General features: G+C 41.4%; 13 protein-coding genes. 7 read left to right on the top strand and 6 right to left on the bottom strand.

The genetic code is table 11. The features are described from left to right. The first annotated feature begins 179 nt into the window (after positions 1–179). Positions 180–1,784 (top strand): AbgT family transporter, encoded by a 1,605-nt coding sequence (locus AC5FX4_RS19140; protein WP_493608014.1) that lies wholly within the window; start codon positions 180–182, stop codon positions 1,782–1,784. Positions 1,785–1,984: 200 nt separating this feature from the next. Further along, positions 1,985–2,620, top strand: a complete 636-nt coding sequence (locus AC5FX4_RS19145) for a glutathione S-transferase family protein (RefSeq protein ID WP_493608015.1) — start codon at positions 1,985–1,987, stop codon at positions 2,618–2,620. Positions 2,621–2,675: 55 nt separating this feature from the next. Here the strand turns inward: AC5FX4_RS19145 and AC5FX4_RS19150 are convergent, their stop codons facing one another. From AC5FX4_RS19150 to AC5FX4_RS19160, 3 genes are all read right to left on the bottom strand, one after another. After that, positions 2,676–3,134, bottom strand: coding sequence for a DMT family transporter (locus tag AC5FX4_RS19150; protein ID WP_493608016.1), 459 nt, complete (start codon positions 3,132–3,134; stop codon positions 2,676–2,678). Position 3,135: 1 nt separating this feature from the next. Beyond that, entirely contained in the window at positions 3,136–3,777 is a 642-nt protein-coding gene (locus AC5FX4_RS19155; RefSeq protein WP_493608017.1) for an NAD(P)H-dependent oxidoreductase, read from the bottom strand. Positions 3,778–3,856: 79 nt separating this feature from the next. Continuing rightward, a complete protein-coding gene (locus tag AC5FX4_RS19160) occupies positions 3,857–4,447 on the bottom strand; it encodes a Crp/Fnr family transcriptional regulator (RefSeq protein WP_493608018.1) in 591 nt (196 codons plus the stop codon). 89 nt (positions 4,448–4,536) lie between these two features. Here AC5FX4_RS19160 and zapE point away from each other — a divergent pair, with 89 nt between their 5' ends. The 4 genes from zapE (at position 4,537) to AC5FX4_RS19180 (ending at position 9,823) form a co-directional block, all read left to right on the top strand. Next, on the top strand, positions 4,537–5,598 hold the full coding sequence (zapE, locus tag AC5FX4_RS19165) for a cell division protein ZapE (RefSeq protein ID WP_493608019.1): 1,062 nt from the start codon (positions 4,537–4,539) through the stop codon (positions 5,596–5,598). A 331-nt stretch (positions 5,599–5,929) separates the two neighbouring features. Then, positions 5,930–7,864, top strand: a complete 1,935-nt coding sequence (locus tag AC5FX4_RS19170; protein ID WP_493608020.1) for a S41 family peptidase — start codon at positions 5,930–5,932, stop codon at positions 7,862–7,864. A gap of 319 nt (positions 7,865–8,183) precedes the next feature. Continuing rightward, on the top strand, positions 8,184–9,089 hold the full coding sequence (locus AC5FX4_RS19175) for a hypothetical protein (protein ID WP_493608021.1): 906 nt from the start codon (positions 8,184–8,186) through the stop codon (positions 9,087–9,089). Beyond that, on the top strand, positions 9,086–9,823 hold the full coding sequence (locus AC5FX4_RS19180; RefSeq protein WP_493608022.1) for a polysaccharide deacetylase family protein: 738 nt from the start codon (positions 9,086–9,088) through the stop codon (positions 9,821–9,823). The genes AC5FX4_RS19175 and AC5FX4_RS19180 overlap by 4 nt, the downstream gene beginning before the upstream one ends. 60 nt (positions 9,824–9,883) lie before the next feature. On the opposite strand, the gene AC5FX4_RS19185 is transcribed toward AC5FX4_RS19180, so the two are convergent. Further along, a complete protein-coding gene (locus AC5FX4_RS19185; protein WP_493608023.1) occupies positions 9,884–11,578 on the bottom strand; it encodes a collagenase in 1,695 nt (564 codons plus the stop codon). Between the two features lie 197 nt (positions 11,579–11,775). Between AC5FX4_RS19185 and AC5FX4_RS19190 the strand changes: the two genes are divergently transcribed. Continuing rightward, positions 11,776–12,252: a LabA-like NYN domain-containing protein gene (locus tag AC5FX4_RS19190; RefSeq protein ID WP_493608024.1), complete on the top strand. Its 477-nt coding sequence runs from the start codon at positions 11,776–11,778 to the stop codon at positions 12,250–12,252. 219 nt (positions 12,253–12,471) lie between these two features. Here the strand turns inward: AC5FX4_RS19190 and AC5FX4_RS19195 are convergent, their stop codons facing one another. Next, complete coding sequence (locus tag AC5FX4_RS19195) at positions 12,472–15,387, bottom strand: Ig-like domain-containing protein (protein WP_493608025.1); 2,916 nt, start codon at positions 15,385–15,387, stop codon at positions 12,472–12,474. A 182-nt stretch (positions 15,388–15,569) separates the two neighbouring features. Beyond that, positions 15,570–16,973 carry a YfcC family protein gene (locus tag AC5FX4_RS19200; protein ID WP_493608026.1) on the bottom strand — a complete coding sequence of 468 codons (1,404 nt, stop codon included), beginning with the start codon at positions 16,971–16,973 and terminating at the stop codon, positions 15,570–15,572. Between the last annotated feature and the right edge of the window lie 395 nt (positions 16,974–17,368).

Here is a 17,368-nt window from a genome sequence, read left to right on the forward strand (position 1 = left end):
CCTTATTATTTTAGAAAAACAGAGACACTGTTGAAACGTCCTGCCATGACGAAAAAGCTCGAAAATGTCGAATATCTATAAGTTTCGTCTTATTAATACGTTCAATCGCCGATTCATTGTGAAAATAACGTCATAAAATGATAGATTACGGGAATTTTGTGATTTAGAGATTGTTCGTGATGTCAAATGCTGTAGAGACTAGCACCAATGAGCAGCCCCAGAATTCTCAGCAAAAAGGTTGGTTTAATCGCTTTTTAGCTACCATCGAATTCTTGGGTAACATGCTTCCACACCCAATAACTTTATTTGCGATGTTTTGTGTTGCCATCGTCATTTTCAGCGGTATTGCCGACTGGATGGGATTAAGTGCGATTGATCCCAGACCTGAAGGTGCTAAAGGACGTGCGCCAGATGGCGTTATTGAAGTTGTAAGCTTACTCAGCGCCGAAGGTTTGCAAAAAATTGTGACTGGTTTAGTGACCAACTTCACAGGCTTCGCACCTCTAGGAACCGTATTAGTCGCCCTATTGGGTGTAAGTGTTGCAGAACATTCAGGCATGTTGTCAGCCGCAATGCGTGGCATGGTGATGGGCGCGTCAAAACGACTGGTTACTTTTATGGTTGTATTTGCCGCTATTTTATCAAATACCGCGTCAGAACTCGGCTACGTTGTTTTGATTCCGCTCGCCGCAATGATATTTCACAGCTTGGGTCGCCACCCTCTGGCAGGCCTTGCAGCGGCATTTGCCGGTGTATCAGGTGGATACAGTGCAAACCTACTATTAGGCACCATAGATCCACTGCTTGCGGGTATTACAACGCCAGCTGCACAAATGATTGATCCTAGTTATCAAGTTGGTCCAGAAGCTAACTGGTACTTCATGATGGTTTCTGTATTCCTTATCGCTATCGTTGGTACTTGGGTCACAGAAAAAATCGTTGAACCCCGCCTTGGCAAGTATGATCCGAAAGAGGCCAGCATCGACCTAGGTGAGAACAACATCGAACATTTATCTGACAAAGAAAAGTCAGGTTTAAAATGGGCGGGCGTAGCATTACTGATTGTGTCTGCGCTGCTGGCATTAACCATAGTGCCAGAGCACGGTATTTTGCGTCACCCTGAAACGGGCTTAGTCGCTGGTTCTCCATTTTTAAAAGGTATTGTGGTATTCATTTTTGTGACTTTTGCAATTCCTGGGTTTGTGTACGGGCGCGTTGTTGGCACAATGAAAAATGATAAAGACGTTATTGATGCAATGAGTAAGTCAATGAGCTCTATGGGCATGTATATTGTACTTGTATTTTTCGCTGCTCAATTTGTTGCTTTCTTCAAATGGACCAACCTCGGTACTATTTTAGCTATCAATGGAGCTGCATTACTGCAAGCACTTAACCTAACAGGCCCTGAAGTATTTGTGCTGTTCATATTTATGTGCGCCATTGTGAACTTAAGCCTTGGCTCATCTTCTGCGCAGTGGGCAGTAACCGCACCTATCTTTGTGCCTATGCTCATGTTAGTTGGCTATGCACCAGAAACCATCCAAGCAGCGTATAGAATTGGTGATTCCGTCACTAACTTGATCACGCCAATGATGAGTTATTTTGGTTTGATCCTCGCGGTTGCCACTAAGTATAAAAAAGACATGGGTATTGGGACTTTGGTAGCAACTATGTTGCCTTACAGCATGTTCTTCTTCATCGGTTGGGTCGCCCTATTTTATATTTGGGTGTTTGGATTTGGCTTACCAGTGGGGCCTAACTCGCCAATTTACTATACGCCTTAATGAAGCAATAAAAACGCCAGCGCATGCTGGCGTTTTTATTTAAAGTGTTTAATAAAGGTACTGATTCCAGTAAGATATTGACATAAAAAACCAAATTTTGATTTGTTAAAAGGCGAATGCTCACCTACAGTTCAGTAGAACTCGCCAAAAAAGGAGCTTAGGTTTCTCACGAAACATTATTTTTATCATTAAGGTATTTTATGTACACGCTGTTTTATTACCCACGTAATGCGAGCCTTGCGCCGCATTTTGTATTGAAAGCACTTAACGTCCCCTTCCAACTCGAACTTGTAGACCGTACCAAGGTTGCCCACAAATCAGCACAATATCTCAGAATTAACCCTACAGGCCGAATACCCACCCTGGTTGATGATGACTTTGTACTGTTTGAGAGTGCCGCGATATGCCTCTATTTAAGTGAAAAGCATCCACAAGGCAATTTAATCCCGACAGAGCAAAAAGCTAAGGCCGAATTCTATCAATGGCTTATGTATCTAACCACGACGGTGCAGAATGAGTTGATGGTTTATTTTTACCCAGAGCGCCATACTCAAAGCGCCATTATGTATGACGACATCGTGAATACGCAGCAATCTCGTATCAGCGAGTGTTTAGAGATCCTTAATCGTCACATCGGCGATAAAACCTATATGGTAAACGACCAGTTCTCTGTAGTGGATTGTTATATGTTCATGTTGTGTATCTGGGCTGATGAACTTAAAAAGCCGCCTCTTAGCTTTGCTAACTTGCGACGTTATTTGTCAGAACTTGCTAGGCATCCTGCTATTAAAGCGGTGTGCGAAGTTGAAGAAACAGATTTAAGTCCATATAAATAGGACTATGACAGCTCCATGGGGCGTGGTATGAAGTACCCCATGGATAGATACACGTTCACTTGAAAAAATTTTGAAAATCTTTGTTAATCAAAATAATACCCACGATCAGCGCCAATATACCAAACACTTTTTGGGTTGAAATACTAACTTGCGGGACATTAAACCAACCAAAATGGGCAATGAGCATGGCCATCAAAATTTGTCCGCTTAAAACAAAAGACATCAAACTCCCTACCCCCATTTTGGGAATAAGAAAATAACACAGACCAACACCCACTGCGCTGAGCACACCACCAAGACCCCATAAATACCAAGGCACAGACGCTATCATTTGACTCGTTGGCAACGACTTGCCCATCGTACTTAGCGCAATAAGTGAGTAACTGGCACTGAAGAAAAATGCACACACAGTGGCAAGCAGTGGGTTATTCAGCAAACTACCAAGTTGTGCATTCATACTGGCTTGTAACGCGATTGCCGCGCCAGCACCGACAGATAATAAGGCAAATAACATATTAATTCACCTCCATAACGAGTTCATCCAATGCGTAGCGAACTTTGTGATTTTTTGCGACAACATCATGAACGTGTCTGTAACCAATCGGGCAAGCGATGACGGTTTTGAGCTGCTGAGCCTTCAAACCGAGTATTTCATCGTATTTTTGATGCTCGAAACCACCCACAGGACACGTATCCACTTTATAACTTGCGGCACTTATCAATAACGTCCCAAGCGCGATATACGCTTGTTGACTCGCCCATTGAAAGCGCTCAGCTTCATTTAAGTGCATCAATGAAGAACGGATGGTCTGGTCCATAGCATCAAGCTTGGACGCTTCTAAATTGTTGGCAAGCCGTACACGTTGAATATAGCTGTCGATTTGCAAACCAATATCCGCCATATTCGCGGCAATTATCAAAAGATGACTATTGTCGGCTATTTTTCGTTGATTGTAGCTGGCTGCCACCAGCTGCTCCTTAACGCTTTCTTGGCTTATCACCAGTATCTTATATGGTTGAATGCCAAAAGACGACGCACTCAGTCGTGTTGCATTTAACAGCTGTTCTAATACATCGTTTTGTACTTTTTCACTTGAAAATCGGCGCACCGCGTAACGCCAATTAAGTAGCTTTTCTATATTTGTCGCATTTTGCATTTTATCTCTCCAACGACGTTTCCATTTGTTGAAGAGATTACGCGACTCGATATTGAGATTCATTTACCTATGTAAATAATCACTGATTTTTTAATGTGTGTCGTATTCGACTTAACTGGGTAGCGCTTACGCCAAGATGTGATGCTAGGTGATATTGCGGTATTACTTTGGCAAGTTCTTGATGTTGCTCAAGAAACAGCAAGTATCTTTGTGTTGCGTCTTGCTGTATCAAGCATATCTCACGATGGTCTTTTTCTAATAACCAATTTTTTTCCAAATACTTAATTTGAAATCGCATTAGCTCAACATTATCAAATAATACGCTTCTGAACTGCTTAAAGTTGACTAAGACCGCAACGGTATCTTGAAGACATTGTACGCCCTGCTCAACACTTTGCTGTTGGTGTAAAGCACTCATTATGCCGGGAAATTCACCCGCTTTGAAAAATCGCTTGTTATATTCCTGACCATTGTGATCGCAGGCAAAAAGCCGTACTAACCCTGAGTGAATAAATGCAAATGTGCTCGGTAATTGCGAAAATGGATACAAAAATTCGTCTTTTTTAAAATGCGCGATTTGAAACAATGGTACCAATTGCTCCCACGTACTATCCGATATTTCGCTATAGCTTTGAATAACCTCTTTGAGCTGCTGAAGTGGCGTATTCATAATTTCCTCATTCCTTTATATGACCGGCAAAATAGTCGCATGTGTCTGCGCTTTATGCTGTAATGCATTCATTTAGCAAAGCCTCTGTAATGCGCCAATACTATCAGCAAAAACTGAACTCTCAACAACTTACTTTCGACCCAGCACAGCAAGAAGCCGTTTTAATGCTAGATGCACTTCAACAGGCCATCCAATTGGGCGGTACGCCACAAAGCATCTATCTATATGGCCCTGTTGGGCGTGGCAAAACCATGCTGATGGATATGTTTTTCAACACGCTTAATTTAAATTCAAAACAACGCCTCCATTTTCATCATTTTATGCAACAAGTGCATCAAGAAATGAATCACATTCAAGGAGCAACTAACCCATTGAGTCACATCGCTAAAAACTGGGCAAAAAAGGTAAAAGTGCTTTGTTTTGATGAGTTTTTTGTCACGGACATTGGCGATGCGATGATCATGGCACGCTTATTTGAACAGCTATTTAGCGAAGGCGTTGTGTTAGTTGCAACCTCCAATTGTCACCCACAAACCCTATACCGTAATGGATTACAACGAGACCGCTTTGTGCCAACGATCGCGCTGTTAGAAAAGCAATGCACAATTATCAATGTGGCAGGTGACTATGACCATAGATTTGCCAACGGACTGAGCACCACCCATTATTATGAAAGCAACGAAGTTGCCTTCAATAAAGCATTTGCCAACGCTGGAGGAACGCGATGCGCTTCACTCATCACCATTTGTCAGCGCGAAATTCCGCTCATGGGTTTGGGAGGGCATATCGCCATGTTTGATTTTATGACTTTATGCTCAGCACCACGGGCAACCGCAGACTATATAGAGCTGGCAGGCAAATTTAAGACTTTATTCGTTGCCAACATTCCGCAAATGGGAAAACACGCTTTGCACGACAACACAGCGCAAGGCATTGAAGATGGTTATCAGCGAACAAAAACTAACGATGTTAGTTATGAGCTAGATGACCCTGCCCGACGTTTTATTGCTCTCGTTGATGAGTGTTACGAAAGAAAGTGCTTGATTGTCATACATGCACGAGTTGGCCTGACTGCACTTTATGTTGGAAAAAAGCTCGCATTTGAGTTTGAGCGAACAAAAAGTCGCCTTGTAGAAATGCAGAATTGGTAGTCATCTTCAAGTACCAAGCCCTCTGTTACAAAATAAACATAAAACACCAAGCCCAGAACCATTAGTTTACATTTATTTACAGTTCATATCCAACTCGATATCGGTAGCGACTCAAAGGATTAACAAGACGCAATAAACCCAAGAAAGTAAACGGTAAAACATTGTTTTTATTCAACTTTAATTAAAACCCAAAATCAAAACCTGGCAAACCAAAAAAGTTACACAAAACCCTCTTTTAAAACATTGTTATCACATTTATGTTTAACCTGTATTGCTTTTAGGTAAAAATGTGATTAAAAATAATAGCGACTACAAAAAAAAGGGCAAAAACATGTTTAAAAAGACAGCGCTGACAGTAATGCTAGCACTTGGATGTTCATCAGCAGTACAAGCTCAAATTTCATACTTACAAGATACAAGAGACGCGCTTGTGTTTCCTGATTACACATACGATGAGAAGGTTGTCGTAGCCGAGCAGGCAAAATTACTGCTTGATGGCCTTTATGTTCACAAATACGCAAAGAATCTCTACTACGGGATTTCCCCAACAGGCCATTTAGACCCTGTAGCAGCAATTAATTCAGTAATTGATGAATTGGGTTCTCTCTCGTCAGAAGAGTTTCATAAGAAGATTCAAAAAATCTTTCTTTCACAACGTGATCTTCACTTAAATTATAACTACCCAGCACCTTTATCAAACTACCTATCGTTTGTACCGTTTAAATTTGCGCAAACTATTGCTGCGGATGGCTCAGTTGAAGTGCGAGTGAACGATATCTGGACTCGCTTCCTAGCACTTGTACCGCAAGGCGATATGATTGCACTAGGTGATAAAGTAGTCTCTTACAATGGCAGAGACATCAATGAAGTTGTCAAAGAAAACTTTGAAAACGGCGCAGGCGCTAACCCTGATGGTGGTTATGTACGAGCACTAGAAGTATTAAGCTTAAAGTCGCATTCATCATCATTAGTGCCTCAAAGCAACGATTTAACACTGTCTTTAGAATCTCATGAAACTGGAGAAGTGTACAATGTCACCTTGCCTTGGCTGGTATACAACAGCGCGCCAAGTGCAGTTGATGAACAAAATCAAGCAAATGCATTCGCACAAAGTACCAACGATGTTTTTGCGCAAATTCAAGCGCTTGAAGCAGAAGCTGATATTGACGACAACTTTGCTTTAGCACAAAACCCAACTTTTGAACCAACAATTACTTGGAACAAAGTGGACGTTGATGGCAAATCTGTTGGTTATATTCGCATTGCATCGTTCGTGCCTCAAACAGGAATGGAAGGCGCAATCAACGCAGTAGTACAAGTATTAGACAATCAACTAAGCGACACCGACGCATTAGTGATTGACGTGCGTGATAATCCAGGCGGCAATATTCTATATGCAGATGCATTGATGCAGCTATTTGCACCACAAAAAGCAACTCCGACACGTTTTAGACTGACAAATACGCCGTTAAATCATTATATGATGCTTGAAAACCAATTTGGTATGTACTTTGAAGACCGTTGGAGAGAGATCGTAAGCGATGCAGCGGGAACAGATGCTCAATACACAGCAACCAGTACATTTGTGACTAAAGACGAGAATAACCTTGTTGGCCAAGCTTACTATAAACCCGTCGGTGTTTGGTCAAACGCGAAAACCTACTCTTCGGGTGATGTTTTCACATGTGGTATGCAAGATAATGGTTTTGCAACCATCTTCGGTCAACACAAACGCACAGGTGCAGGTGGTGCAAACGTGCTAGAGCAAGATGTATTTGCAACTTATGTGGGTGCGCCATTCGAAAAGTTACCTCATGGACAAGGCATGCGCGTTTCTTGGCGTCAAATGGTTCGTCATGGTCATAACGTAAATAGCATTGTTGAAGACTATGGCTGTGTTGCTGACCAAGTTGTTAGCTACGACTTGCAAGATATCTTAAATGGTGATGGTGAAGATTTTGCGACCATTTCAAAAGTATTACTTAGCCAAAGAACCAAGCCTGCAAGCGTAAGCTTTGAGCAACCACGCCACGTGGCACTTGCTGATGTAAACAACACTATCACGGTTAAAGTTAAAAATACCGAGTTAGTCGATGTATACGTTAATGACCAGAAAGTTGATAGAGTTGCAGTTTACGCATATGGCCCAACAGCAACCACTCTCGACTTTGTTATTCCTGAAGGTTTGACTTCTGGCTCAATCAAGTTTGTCGGTTTGGATAGTGGCAAAACACCACTGTGGAATAGCAAGCGCTATTTCTACTAATCCGAGCACTTTTTAATGAAGGTAGCGAGCGACTCTTAGCTCGCTACCTGTATTCGAAAAAACCAATTATTGCTACCACATACATCATTCACTCACACTGTTAAGCTTCTAATATTAAAATTATTTATTTCAACACGTTAGATATAAAAAGCAATTTTAAAAATAGCCTACACTTTCTTACTTATTCCAAATAGTTTTATACAAATCTCTACTCTACAATCCTCTCACTTTATTGGAAGTCAAAGTTTAATCCATTCAATTTGGTCATTAATTTGCCAAAAACAAATGAGTTAATTTTTTGGAAAAAGGAGCAAGTAGCATGACAAATCTCACACAAACAAATTGGCAATGTCATCTGCGTAAAGTTTTACTTTATGTCGCATATGGCGATGACCTACTCTATTACTTAGGTGTGAAAGCCAGTATTTTATCTGTCTTGCATCATTGTCATGGTGACAATCAGCCTGAAATAGTCGTCGTCAGTGAAAAGCCCGAATTATTCAGTCAATACCCGATTCAGCACATCACCATCACGTCCGAGTTAAAACATGCGTGGAGTCTACAAGGAAAGTACCACTACCGGATAAAAAATCGAGCGTTGGCGCATGCAATAGACCAACTCAACTTGGAGGCAAATGATAAAATACTGGCTCTAGACACTGACACTTACTTTACTCAAGATATCAATGTGTTGTTTGACAAAATAACCGCAAGTCAATCGCTCATGTTCTTGGATGAAGGCGCGTTGACAAAAAAAAACTTCACTGAATATCGCGAATCATATGATGCTCCTTTAGCATTGAGAGACGGCCAAACTTATACGCTTTCTCACGAGTATCATATGTGGGGATCTTTAATGGTTGGTATTACTGCCGGCAAGCGCGCACTCATAGATGAAGCTGACGACCTGTTGACTGCACTGCATTTACATGCGCCAGAAGTAAGAACTGTCGAGCAATTTGCGATGGCTCAAGTACTTGAAAAACATGGAAGTCTAATTGAAGGTAAAAAGTGGGTTCATCACTACTCGCACAGAGGAAGAAAATCATTTGCGCAAATAAACATTGATACCTTTTTTAACAAATACGCGCACTACGGCTTTGATACACAATTACAGTGTTACCCTGAACTGCGCCTAAGAAGAACGCTCAGTGCTTTTGTTAAAGAAAAATTTTACAAGATAACACACCCAGGCCGCCCTAACTCAACCGTAAAAACGATATGATGCAACCAATACCAATTTTGATGTACCACAGTCTCGCTGTAAAACAGAAAGGTACTGTTTTACGTAGTATCCATGTTCCACCAAAACGTTTTGAAAACCACATGAAAATGCTCAAGTTGCTTGGTTATAAAGCGCTTAGTATGAAAGACCTGACCCCTTACTTAAAAAGGGAAAAACAAGGCAAGGTTGTGGGGCTTACTTTTGACGATGGCTATTTAAATAACCTGACCTATGGCGCAAACATACTTCAAAAGCTGGGCTTTAGTTCAACGCTTTATGTGGTAAGTGATCTCATTGGCCAACATAATAAATGGGATGAGCATAAAAATATCGACATCAACCCATTAATGAATGAATCACATATTAGACAGTGGCTTAGTTTGGGCCAAGATATCGGGGCACATACGAAAAACCATGTGCATTTAAATGAGTTAACTGAACAACAAGCGAATGAAGAAATTGTCGGGTGCAAACAAGACCTTGAAAACAAATTTCAAACACAAGTTAACGATTTTTGCTACCCATATGGTCATTTTACTCAGAACAATGTTGAGCAGGTGAAAATGGCGGGATTCGAAACGGCAACAACCACAATCAGAGGCCGAGCCAATTACAACTCTCAATCTGATTTATTGACTTTACCTCGTGTTTTTATTCCTTATCACACTTGGCCTTTGCGCTTTTATCAAAAAAGCTTCACAGCTTATGAAGATAAAAGAGCGCATAAATCTTAATCATTAGCAAACTCGCGCTGCTGGTACAAATCCAGCAGCGCAGCACAAGTCCTTCTTGACCTAAAAATAGTGGCGATGTGATTCAGTTAGTTTCAAATGAGGCGGTTTCAAATAGCTACGATACAAATAGCGGTACTCTTTACGGATCTTAGGTCCCGTCGTATCGCTTTGTGTGTCAGCCTTCGTCATTAACTCATCTAGGAACAGCGCAAATTGTTGCTCGTCGTTTTTTGCAATTTCTTGTAGCTTTGCCTCATACCCCGGAAAAAAGTCCGATTTCAGCGCATGTTGCAACTCACGCAGCTCGTCAAGTTTTTGCTCTGACAAAAATCGTATCGCTAGATACGACCACTGATATATCTGCTTTGAACTTTGTCCGTACTTAGTCTCGAATATATCTTTTAAACTTAGCCGTGCCGAGCGCTCGGTTTCATTGAGTACTTTCATGGCTTTGGCATTGTCTTTACCTTTGGCCACCAACTCAGCGAGGCCTTCACTCCACCAAACAAGTTTGTCAGGAAAGTGCCCAAATCCGCCATACTTGTTAAAACGGCCATCAAGGTAATGTACATATTCATGATTTAAGTTCCAAACCTTAAACTTATCGTCTGTCCAAAATGCCTGAAAGCTAAAAAATGATGCCTGATTGTTGGGATCGCTGGGCGTCCCTTCAATATACATACCTCCGTTGTTTGTATTAATATCAAAAAGCAGCTGGCCGTAGCGGTTGTAATCACTATAGTTATCGAAAATAACCACCTGTAACGCTTTATTATTATCATTGGCTACGCTTTTCATTTGTGTGTTAAACAAATCATGAAAGTCACTTTCTTGTGAGATCAAACGCTTACAACTATATGCTAGCTGCTCATTATCGAGCGATGTTGCTCGGATCCAAAGTCTGTCAGAACACACATGCTTAATCGGTAATACCTTGTCGAGATCATGACTCACACAGCGTTCCGGCGTATTCTGCTCGCATTCGCTTTTACCACGAAAGCTATTCACTAAATATAAATTTGAATACCCCTGTTTTGCCTGTAGATCAGAGCTTGCTTGTAGGCTCTCTAGTTTTTGCCAAATCTCGTCATCAAGCTTAGATTGTTGTTTCTCATCTAAAAGCTGACTAATGTAACCAAGTGCCCAAAGTGCATGATCTCGTCGCCAACTCATATCATCTAACTCATTCATTAGCGCATTCATAAGCTTGGTTTGTAACACAAAATCCGACTGCAATTGCTCATTAGAACGCGCAGCAAATGCGACAAAGCCAATCGCTCTAAATAGCTCCCATCGGGCATAGTCGTTTTCAACACCTTGTTTGTTCTTTAACTCAGCCAGCAAACTTGCAATGCGATCAAGGTGTGCAGGCCAGTCGGCTAACTGCTTCTCTTTACTCAAAAAGCGATAAACAAGTACCGAATAGTTTTCGATAAATCTCGCATTCTTGTCTGCTGGTCGAGGTTTATCCACCAAGGTTAACAAAGTGGACGAGAGCGACTGATACTCATCTTGTGCAAAGTCAGATGTATCACCAAAGTAACTAAAGCCTCTCAGCCCGTACAGTAATTCATTCACGTGCGTCCAGTTGGTATTTTTGCCTTGAGCTTGATGTGCAATGTATTCGACTGCCTCCTTGTAGTTATCAAGTGAGATTCCGTGCTGCCACCAGCTGTTTACCTTGGGCATAGTTATCGTGTTGTCGTGTACAGTACTGCTCTGGCAGGCAACAAGTCCTAAAACGAAAATTGGCATTAGTATTGTTTTTTTTATCATAGTCTCTCAGCCAAAAGGCACATCCTCAACTTGGTTTTTGAATACAATATACAAACATGACTTTATAATCAACATTCGTCGTCAGCCACTCATTATTAAAGTAAGAGAAGCAAAATGTATGGTTAAACCATACTGACTAAGTTAAGGTAACGCCTTTGATTTTGTTGGGGAAGAATGTGAAAAAAATAGCGATCTTTGTTGATGTTCAAAACATTTATTACACCTGTAGGCATTCACTTGGTCGTAACTTTGACTACAATGCGTTCTGGCGAGAAATTCAACAACTCGGTCATATCGAAAAAGCGTACGCTTACGCAACTTACCGTGGCGATGATAAACAAACTCAGTTTCAAAACATTCTTCGTGCGATTGGTTTTGAAGTCAAATTAAAGCCTTACATTCAAAGACAAGATGGCTCAAAAAAAGGCGATTGGGATGTGGGCATTACCATCGACATGATGGAAACCGCTAAAACGGTTGATGAAGTGGTGTTGCTTTCCGGAGATGGAGACTTTGCGCTATTACTCGCACATTTGCGTAACCGCTATGGCGTATCCAGTCGAGTCTACGGCGCAGAAAAACTCACATCGCAACAACTTATTGAAAGTAGTGACAAGTTTATCGCCATTAACGACAATTTATTGCTTCCATAGCAAGAAAAACCAACACTCAAACTGTTAGCTTTATTAGCAAAGGTGACGTATGTAAGAATGGAAGCACTAATTCAGACCGTGTTTTTGAAATCAGCCCGTGGAATTGGCCTAAAGCACAACACAGCAAAAGCAGGTCATAAGTTACAGATAGCAATAAGGCAAGTATGCCCTATTGCTATCCAACTACACTTTAAAATATCCCCAAAATTCAAGCATAAACTAGTTTTTAGTCACTGCGTTAACTCTTCTCACTATCGCAAATAATACTAATAATATGCCGATTAACCTTGGGTCGAAACTACCCGATGAACCACTTTGGCTATTGTTACTGGGAGCGATTTTAATATTCACCGTTTTTACCTCAGATTCGTCTCTACCATCACTGACATAAAAACCAAAGGACATATCTTCACTGGCGCCAGATGGGATGCTAACGGTGACTTTACCTGTAGCCTCATTCAACACTATACGTTTGCTCGAGACATTTTGAGCTAAGTGATAGGTTAGTGGGTCACCATCGGTTTCTGATACTTTCAAACTAAAGCTTAGCGTTTGTGAAGGCTTGGCTGACAATTGCATGTCTTGGGCTACAGGGGCCGAATTAGTTAACTGGAGCTTTACAACAGCAGGCTCTGAAGTATCATTCGCATCAGCAACTCGATATGAAAAAGAGAGGCTTTCACTCATACTTGCTTCGGGATTAAAATGCACAACTCCCGTGCTCGAGTCTAAGTCGAAAAGACTTCCTTCTTGTGGCTGCTCTATAATTTCATACGAAATAGTGTCTTGATCTTCATCTTCGCCAAGCAATTGTAATTCAGATACGCCGCGCCAATGGACTTGCTGTTCAATCGCTTTGGCTACAGGAGCTGTATTGTAAATTTCGATACGAACACTACCATGAGCGACCTGCTTATTATTACTGAGCACCTTATAACTTAAGTAATCTTTACCGATCTGACTGGGTGTATATTGATAAACGCCATGATTTAAATCTTTAGCAGCCAACTGTGCTTTATTCGATTGATGGTCAAATACATAATGCTCGCCAGAAAACCACTGGGCCAAATCAATATCAAGAGCAGATCTAACATGCACTGACAGAGACTTTCCTACAACTTCCTCACTCGCCTGTGCTTGCTCTAAATACTGAAATACGACTGGATCAGACCCATCGGTATAAAAGTATCCTTGCTCACCCAAAGACTGAAAGAACACATGCTGATAATTGAGCGGTGTATCAAACCAAAATTCTTGTGATTCATTAATGGTGTTATATACACCAAAGCCATTCTCGCAGCTAAACACCAGTTTATTGACCGCAACATCATTTAATGAAATGGGATTGTTAGCCCCGCATAACTGGTTTATTTTTTTATGAAGTCCGGGTTCATCCAATACATACAAAGCGCCATCTTGAGATAGTCCAAAAACGGATGTAAACCCCTTATAAGACGCGCTTGCAATATCAACAAATTGAACACCGTTATCGATTTGCTTAGGGCCTTCCTCAGCCCCGACAATCCAAGTCGCTGGTGGGTAAAGTAAGTACACTGCCCCTTCTTTGCTGCTGTACACAAGTTTATTTGCTTTGCGCTTATCAATATCTTTTAGCTCAACGTGATTGAATGTTTTGTAGTCGGATGCGCCATCATAAACACTAATTTGGTTATAATCCGAATAGTCACTTGGATCGCCACGACCGCAATAGTAATAATTAAATTCATCGTCTAGCCCGTCTAAATTAACATCATCATAAAAAAGCGTTCGGCTACAAAAATACGATGAAGTAACGTCAGCAAGATATGACTCTTTCAGCTGTTTGTTTGTTTTTAAATCGATCGTGCGGGTGTAAATTGTATCTTTAAAATTACCACTCATAGCTGAAGGGAATTCATTCTCACTGGTACATTCCAAAGCTGGCCGCCCCTCAAAATCAACCAGTTTATTTTCACGTGAATTGGCGCAGCGGGCATCTGGCTCTGGAAACTCAGCTGTCAGCCAACTACCTTCGCCTTCAACATTTGTATACAGATTATGGGCAACATTGTGCGGAGAAATGCCAGATTCAAAAATATCTAATTTACCATCCTGATTGAAATCGTGTACAAATACCACTTCATCGTAGCGATAACCAGCTTCTGGATGTGTATAGCAATTAGGCGCTTGTAGCTCTAACTCAATCGTGACTATGCAGTAAGAGTATGACATATACCTCGTTTCAAGAGAGCCTATACTGTTTGGTGTAATAACGACCTGAGGTATGTCTCCCATCAAAAAACTTCGGAAGTTTTCTCTTATAAATGGATAAGCAGTATTATTTCCATCCCAAATATTGCGGTTATGCTTCACACTGAACAAAGCAAGGCCATTCTCTTCATAATGACCGTCATAATCCGATTGAGTTGTTTTCAACAGTACTTCATCAACACCATCTTCATCAAAATCTTGAGCGTAAATTGGCTCGCCTTTAAATTGCTCTGAGCTAAGTTGTGCCACTTTGCTTAAAGCAGCAGACGCAGTAAAGCGATAGACAGAACCATCACCAAAAAGTAGTTCTGGTATATTGGCTTGCGTAAAACTACCTTGCACCATACCGCCTGTGCCCACAGGGTAGCTTGTAACGTCATAGTTATCAGATAAATCAATGATGCTTAACGTGTCATTTGAAGAAACTAACAACTTGTCATTAATCGTGCTTTCTTGCACTTGTAATTGTGCGGTATCAATTTTAGTTTCAGAAATATCAACGTCTTTGAGATGCGTGAATGTGGTTAAATCGAATAGCTTTACAAGGCCCGTATTCATACCTAGCACAGTAATGAGATGCCCCGTGTTTGCTTGCGTAAAATAACTAAATGCGGTGACTTGATCAGATAAATAAAAACGCTTTTTTACCGTAAAGCTATCATTTTCTCTTTCGATAATGCTTAAAAAATGGCGCTCATCCCACATGTCTATCACAGCCATTTGCTTATCATCAGCATAAATAACCTCTGTTATTGCGCCAATATCACTGGCAGCTTTTACAATGGTTATCGGCGTATTTTCTTGACTTTGGGCAGGGAATAAAAGCGAGCCAATAGAAATGGCAGTGCAAAGAGCAACTGTCATTAAAGTGTGAATATGCTTCATATTTTTCATCTTCCTTTTTGTTACAAAGCTTTAACTCGCGCATTGTATCTGAATTAATCAATGTCATGAAGCTTTTCACTGAAGTTGTATGGGAAATGAAAGCCTTACTAAGGCTTTGTTTAAAAATAAAAAAGGCAGCTACGTTCTATAGCCGCCTACCAATCAACGCTAAGAGCAAATTTTTATAAACTTGGTTGCACATCCAGCCCATAACCAAACATGACGGCCAACACCAGTACAACACTCGCCGCAGCCATGAGTTTCGCCATTAACGGCATACAAAACTTAAACCAATGGGTATAAGGCACCCCCGCCATGCCGATGATCCCCATCAGTACTGCGTTTGTGGGCACTATCATATTAGAGAATCCATCACCAAATTGATAAGCTAAAACAGCGACTTGACGAGGCACGCCTACTAAATCACCAACCGGCACCATGAGCGGCATTGTCACATAGGCTTGACCTGAACCTGACGGAATAAATAAGTTTAAAAACGTTTGGATGAACAACATACCAATTGCCGATACTTCAGCGGCAACATAAGACAGCGGCGTTGAAAGGCCATTCACTATGGTATGAAGAATTTGACCATCTTCTAAGATCAAAGCAATACCTCGGGCTACACCAATCAAGATGGCCGTAGTTACTAGCTCTGCAACACCATCTATAAATTTATGAGAAGCTTCATCCGCACTGAGCTTGCCCAAAATCGAAATCAAAATACCCCAAGCAACAAACAAACCACCCAGCTCGTAAAGATACCAATGCTGTGTGGCGATACCCCAAACGGCAACCACTAGGGTAACTAGAAATGAAAACAAAATTGTTTGATGGCGTTTGTTCAATGCCGGGTAACTCGGCTGTGCTTGCCCTGATAATGGGCAAGGCACCCCTTTCATGACCGAAAGTTCAGGGTTCGCTTGCACGCGTTTGGTGTAACTCCATACGTGATGAAAACCAATTAACACAAACGGTATGAAAATAGCCAATCTCAGCCAAATGCCCGAATAAACTGGAATTTCAGCGATTTGTTGTGCGATTAATACAGTGAATGGATTAAACGCAGAAACCCCATAGCCAATGCCATAGCCCGCGATGATCATCCCCACGGCCGTCATTGCATCAAGTTTCATTGCTTTACAAAGCGCCACCAAAATAAGTACAAATGGAATGTACTCGCCAGCGGTACCAATAGAGCTTGATGCCATTGCAAAACAAAACACCACCATAAAAATAAGCTTTTGTGGTTTATCGCCATGCTTCTCGAGCAATCGACCAATTAACGCATCTACCGTCCCGGTTGCTCGAGCAATAGAGAGTACACCACCCACAATGAGGACAAAAAAGATCACATCCTGTGCGGCGGCAAATGCACGCGGTATCGCTTTAAGCAAATCCCACGGCGTCAACATAACAGTGTTTTGGGCAACATGATACGTGCCGGCCAGTACCATTTGGCGACCAGATTCTGTGGTTGCAGTATCAAAGAACCCTTGCGGTACAATCCAAGTCGCCACCAAAGCGACGACCATCATCCCTAACAGCAAGATTAAGGTATGAGGAACTTTCAATGTCTTTGCCATGAAAGTACAGCTCCGTTTAATAAAAAGTTAAATTTGTCGCATCTTACCGATATTCGGCGCAAAGTTCACCCTCTTTGCTTTGATCTGCATAACCTGTAAGCCAACTGGTTAGACACTTTGGTATGATTAGCTCATATCTGATCTTATAGTGTTGATGAATAGGTTCATATCTCATCTAACAGATAACTTAGAGCGATTAGCAAAAGTTCTTTCAAACACGTTTTTGGACAGAAACGCGTAAGAGACTAAGGACAGCTTCGTGCCAGAAGCAGCCGTTAAATAGTATTATTAAAATCAACAACTCTAAATCAACAACTCTGACCCCATTGATTCGACCCCATTGATTCGACCCCATTGATTCCCATAATTGCCTTGTTAGAGGTTACCTACACCTA

The sequence above is a fragment of the Pseudoalteromonas sp. ATL1 genome (genome assembly GCF_058933015.1).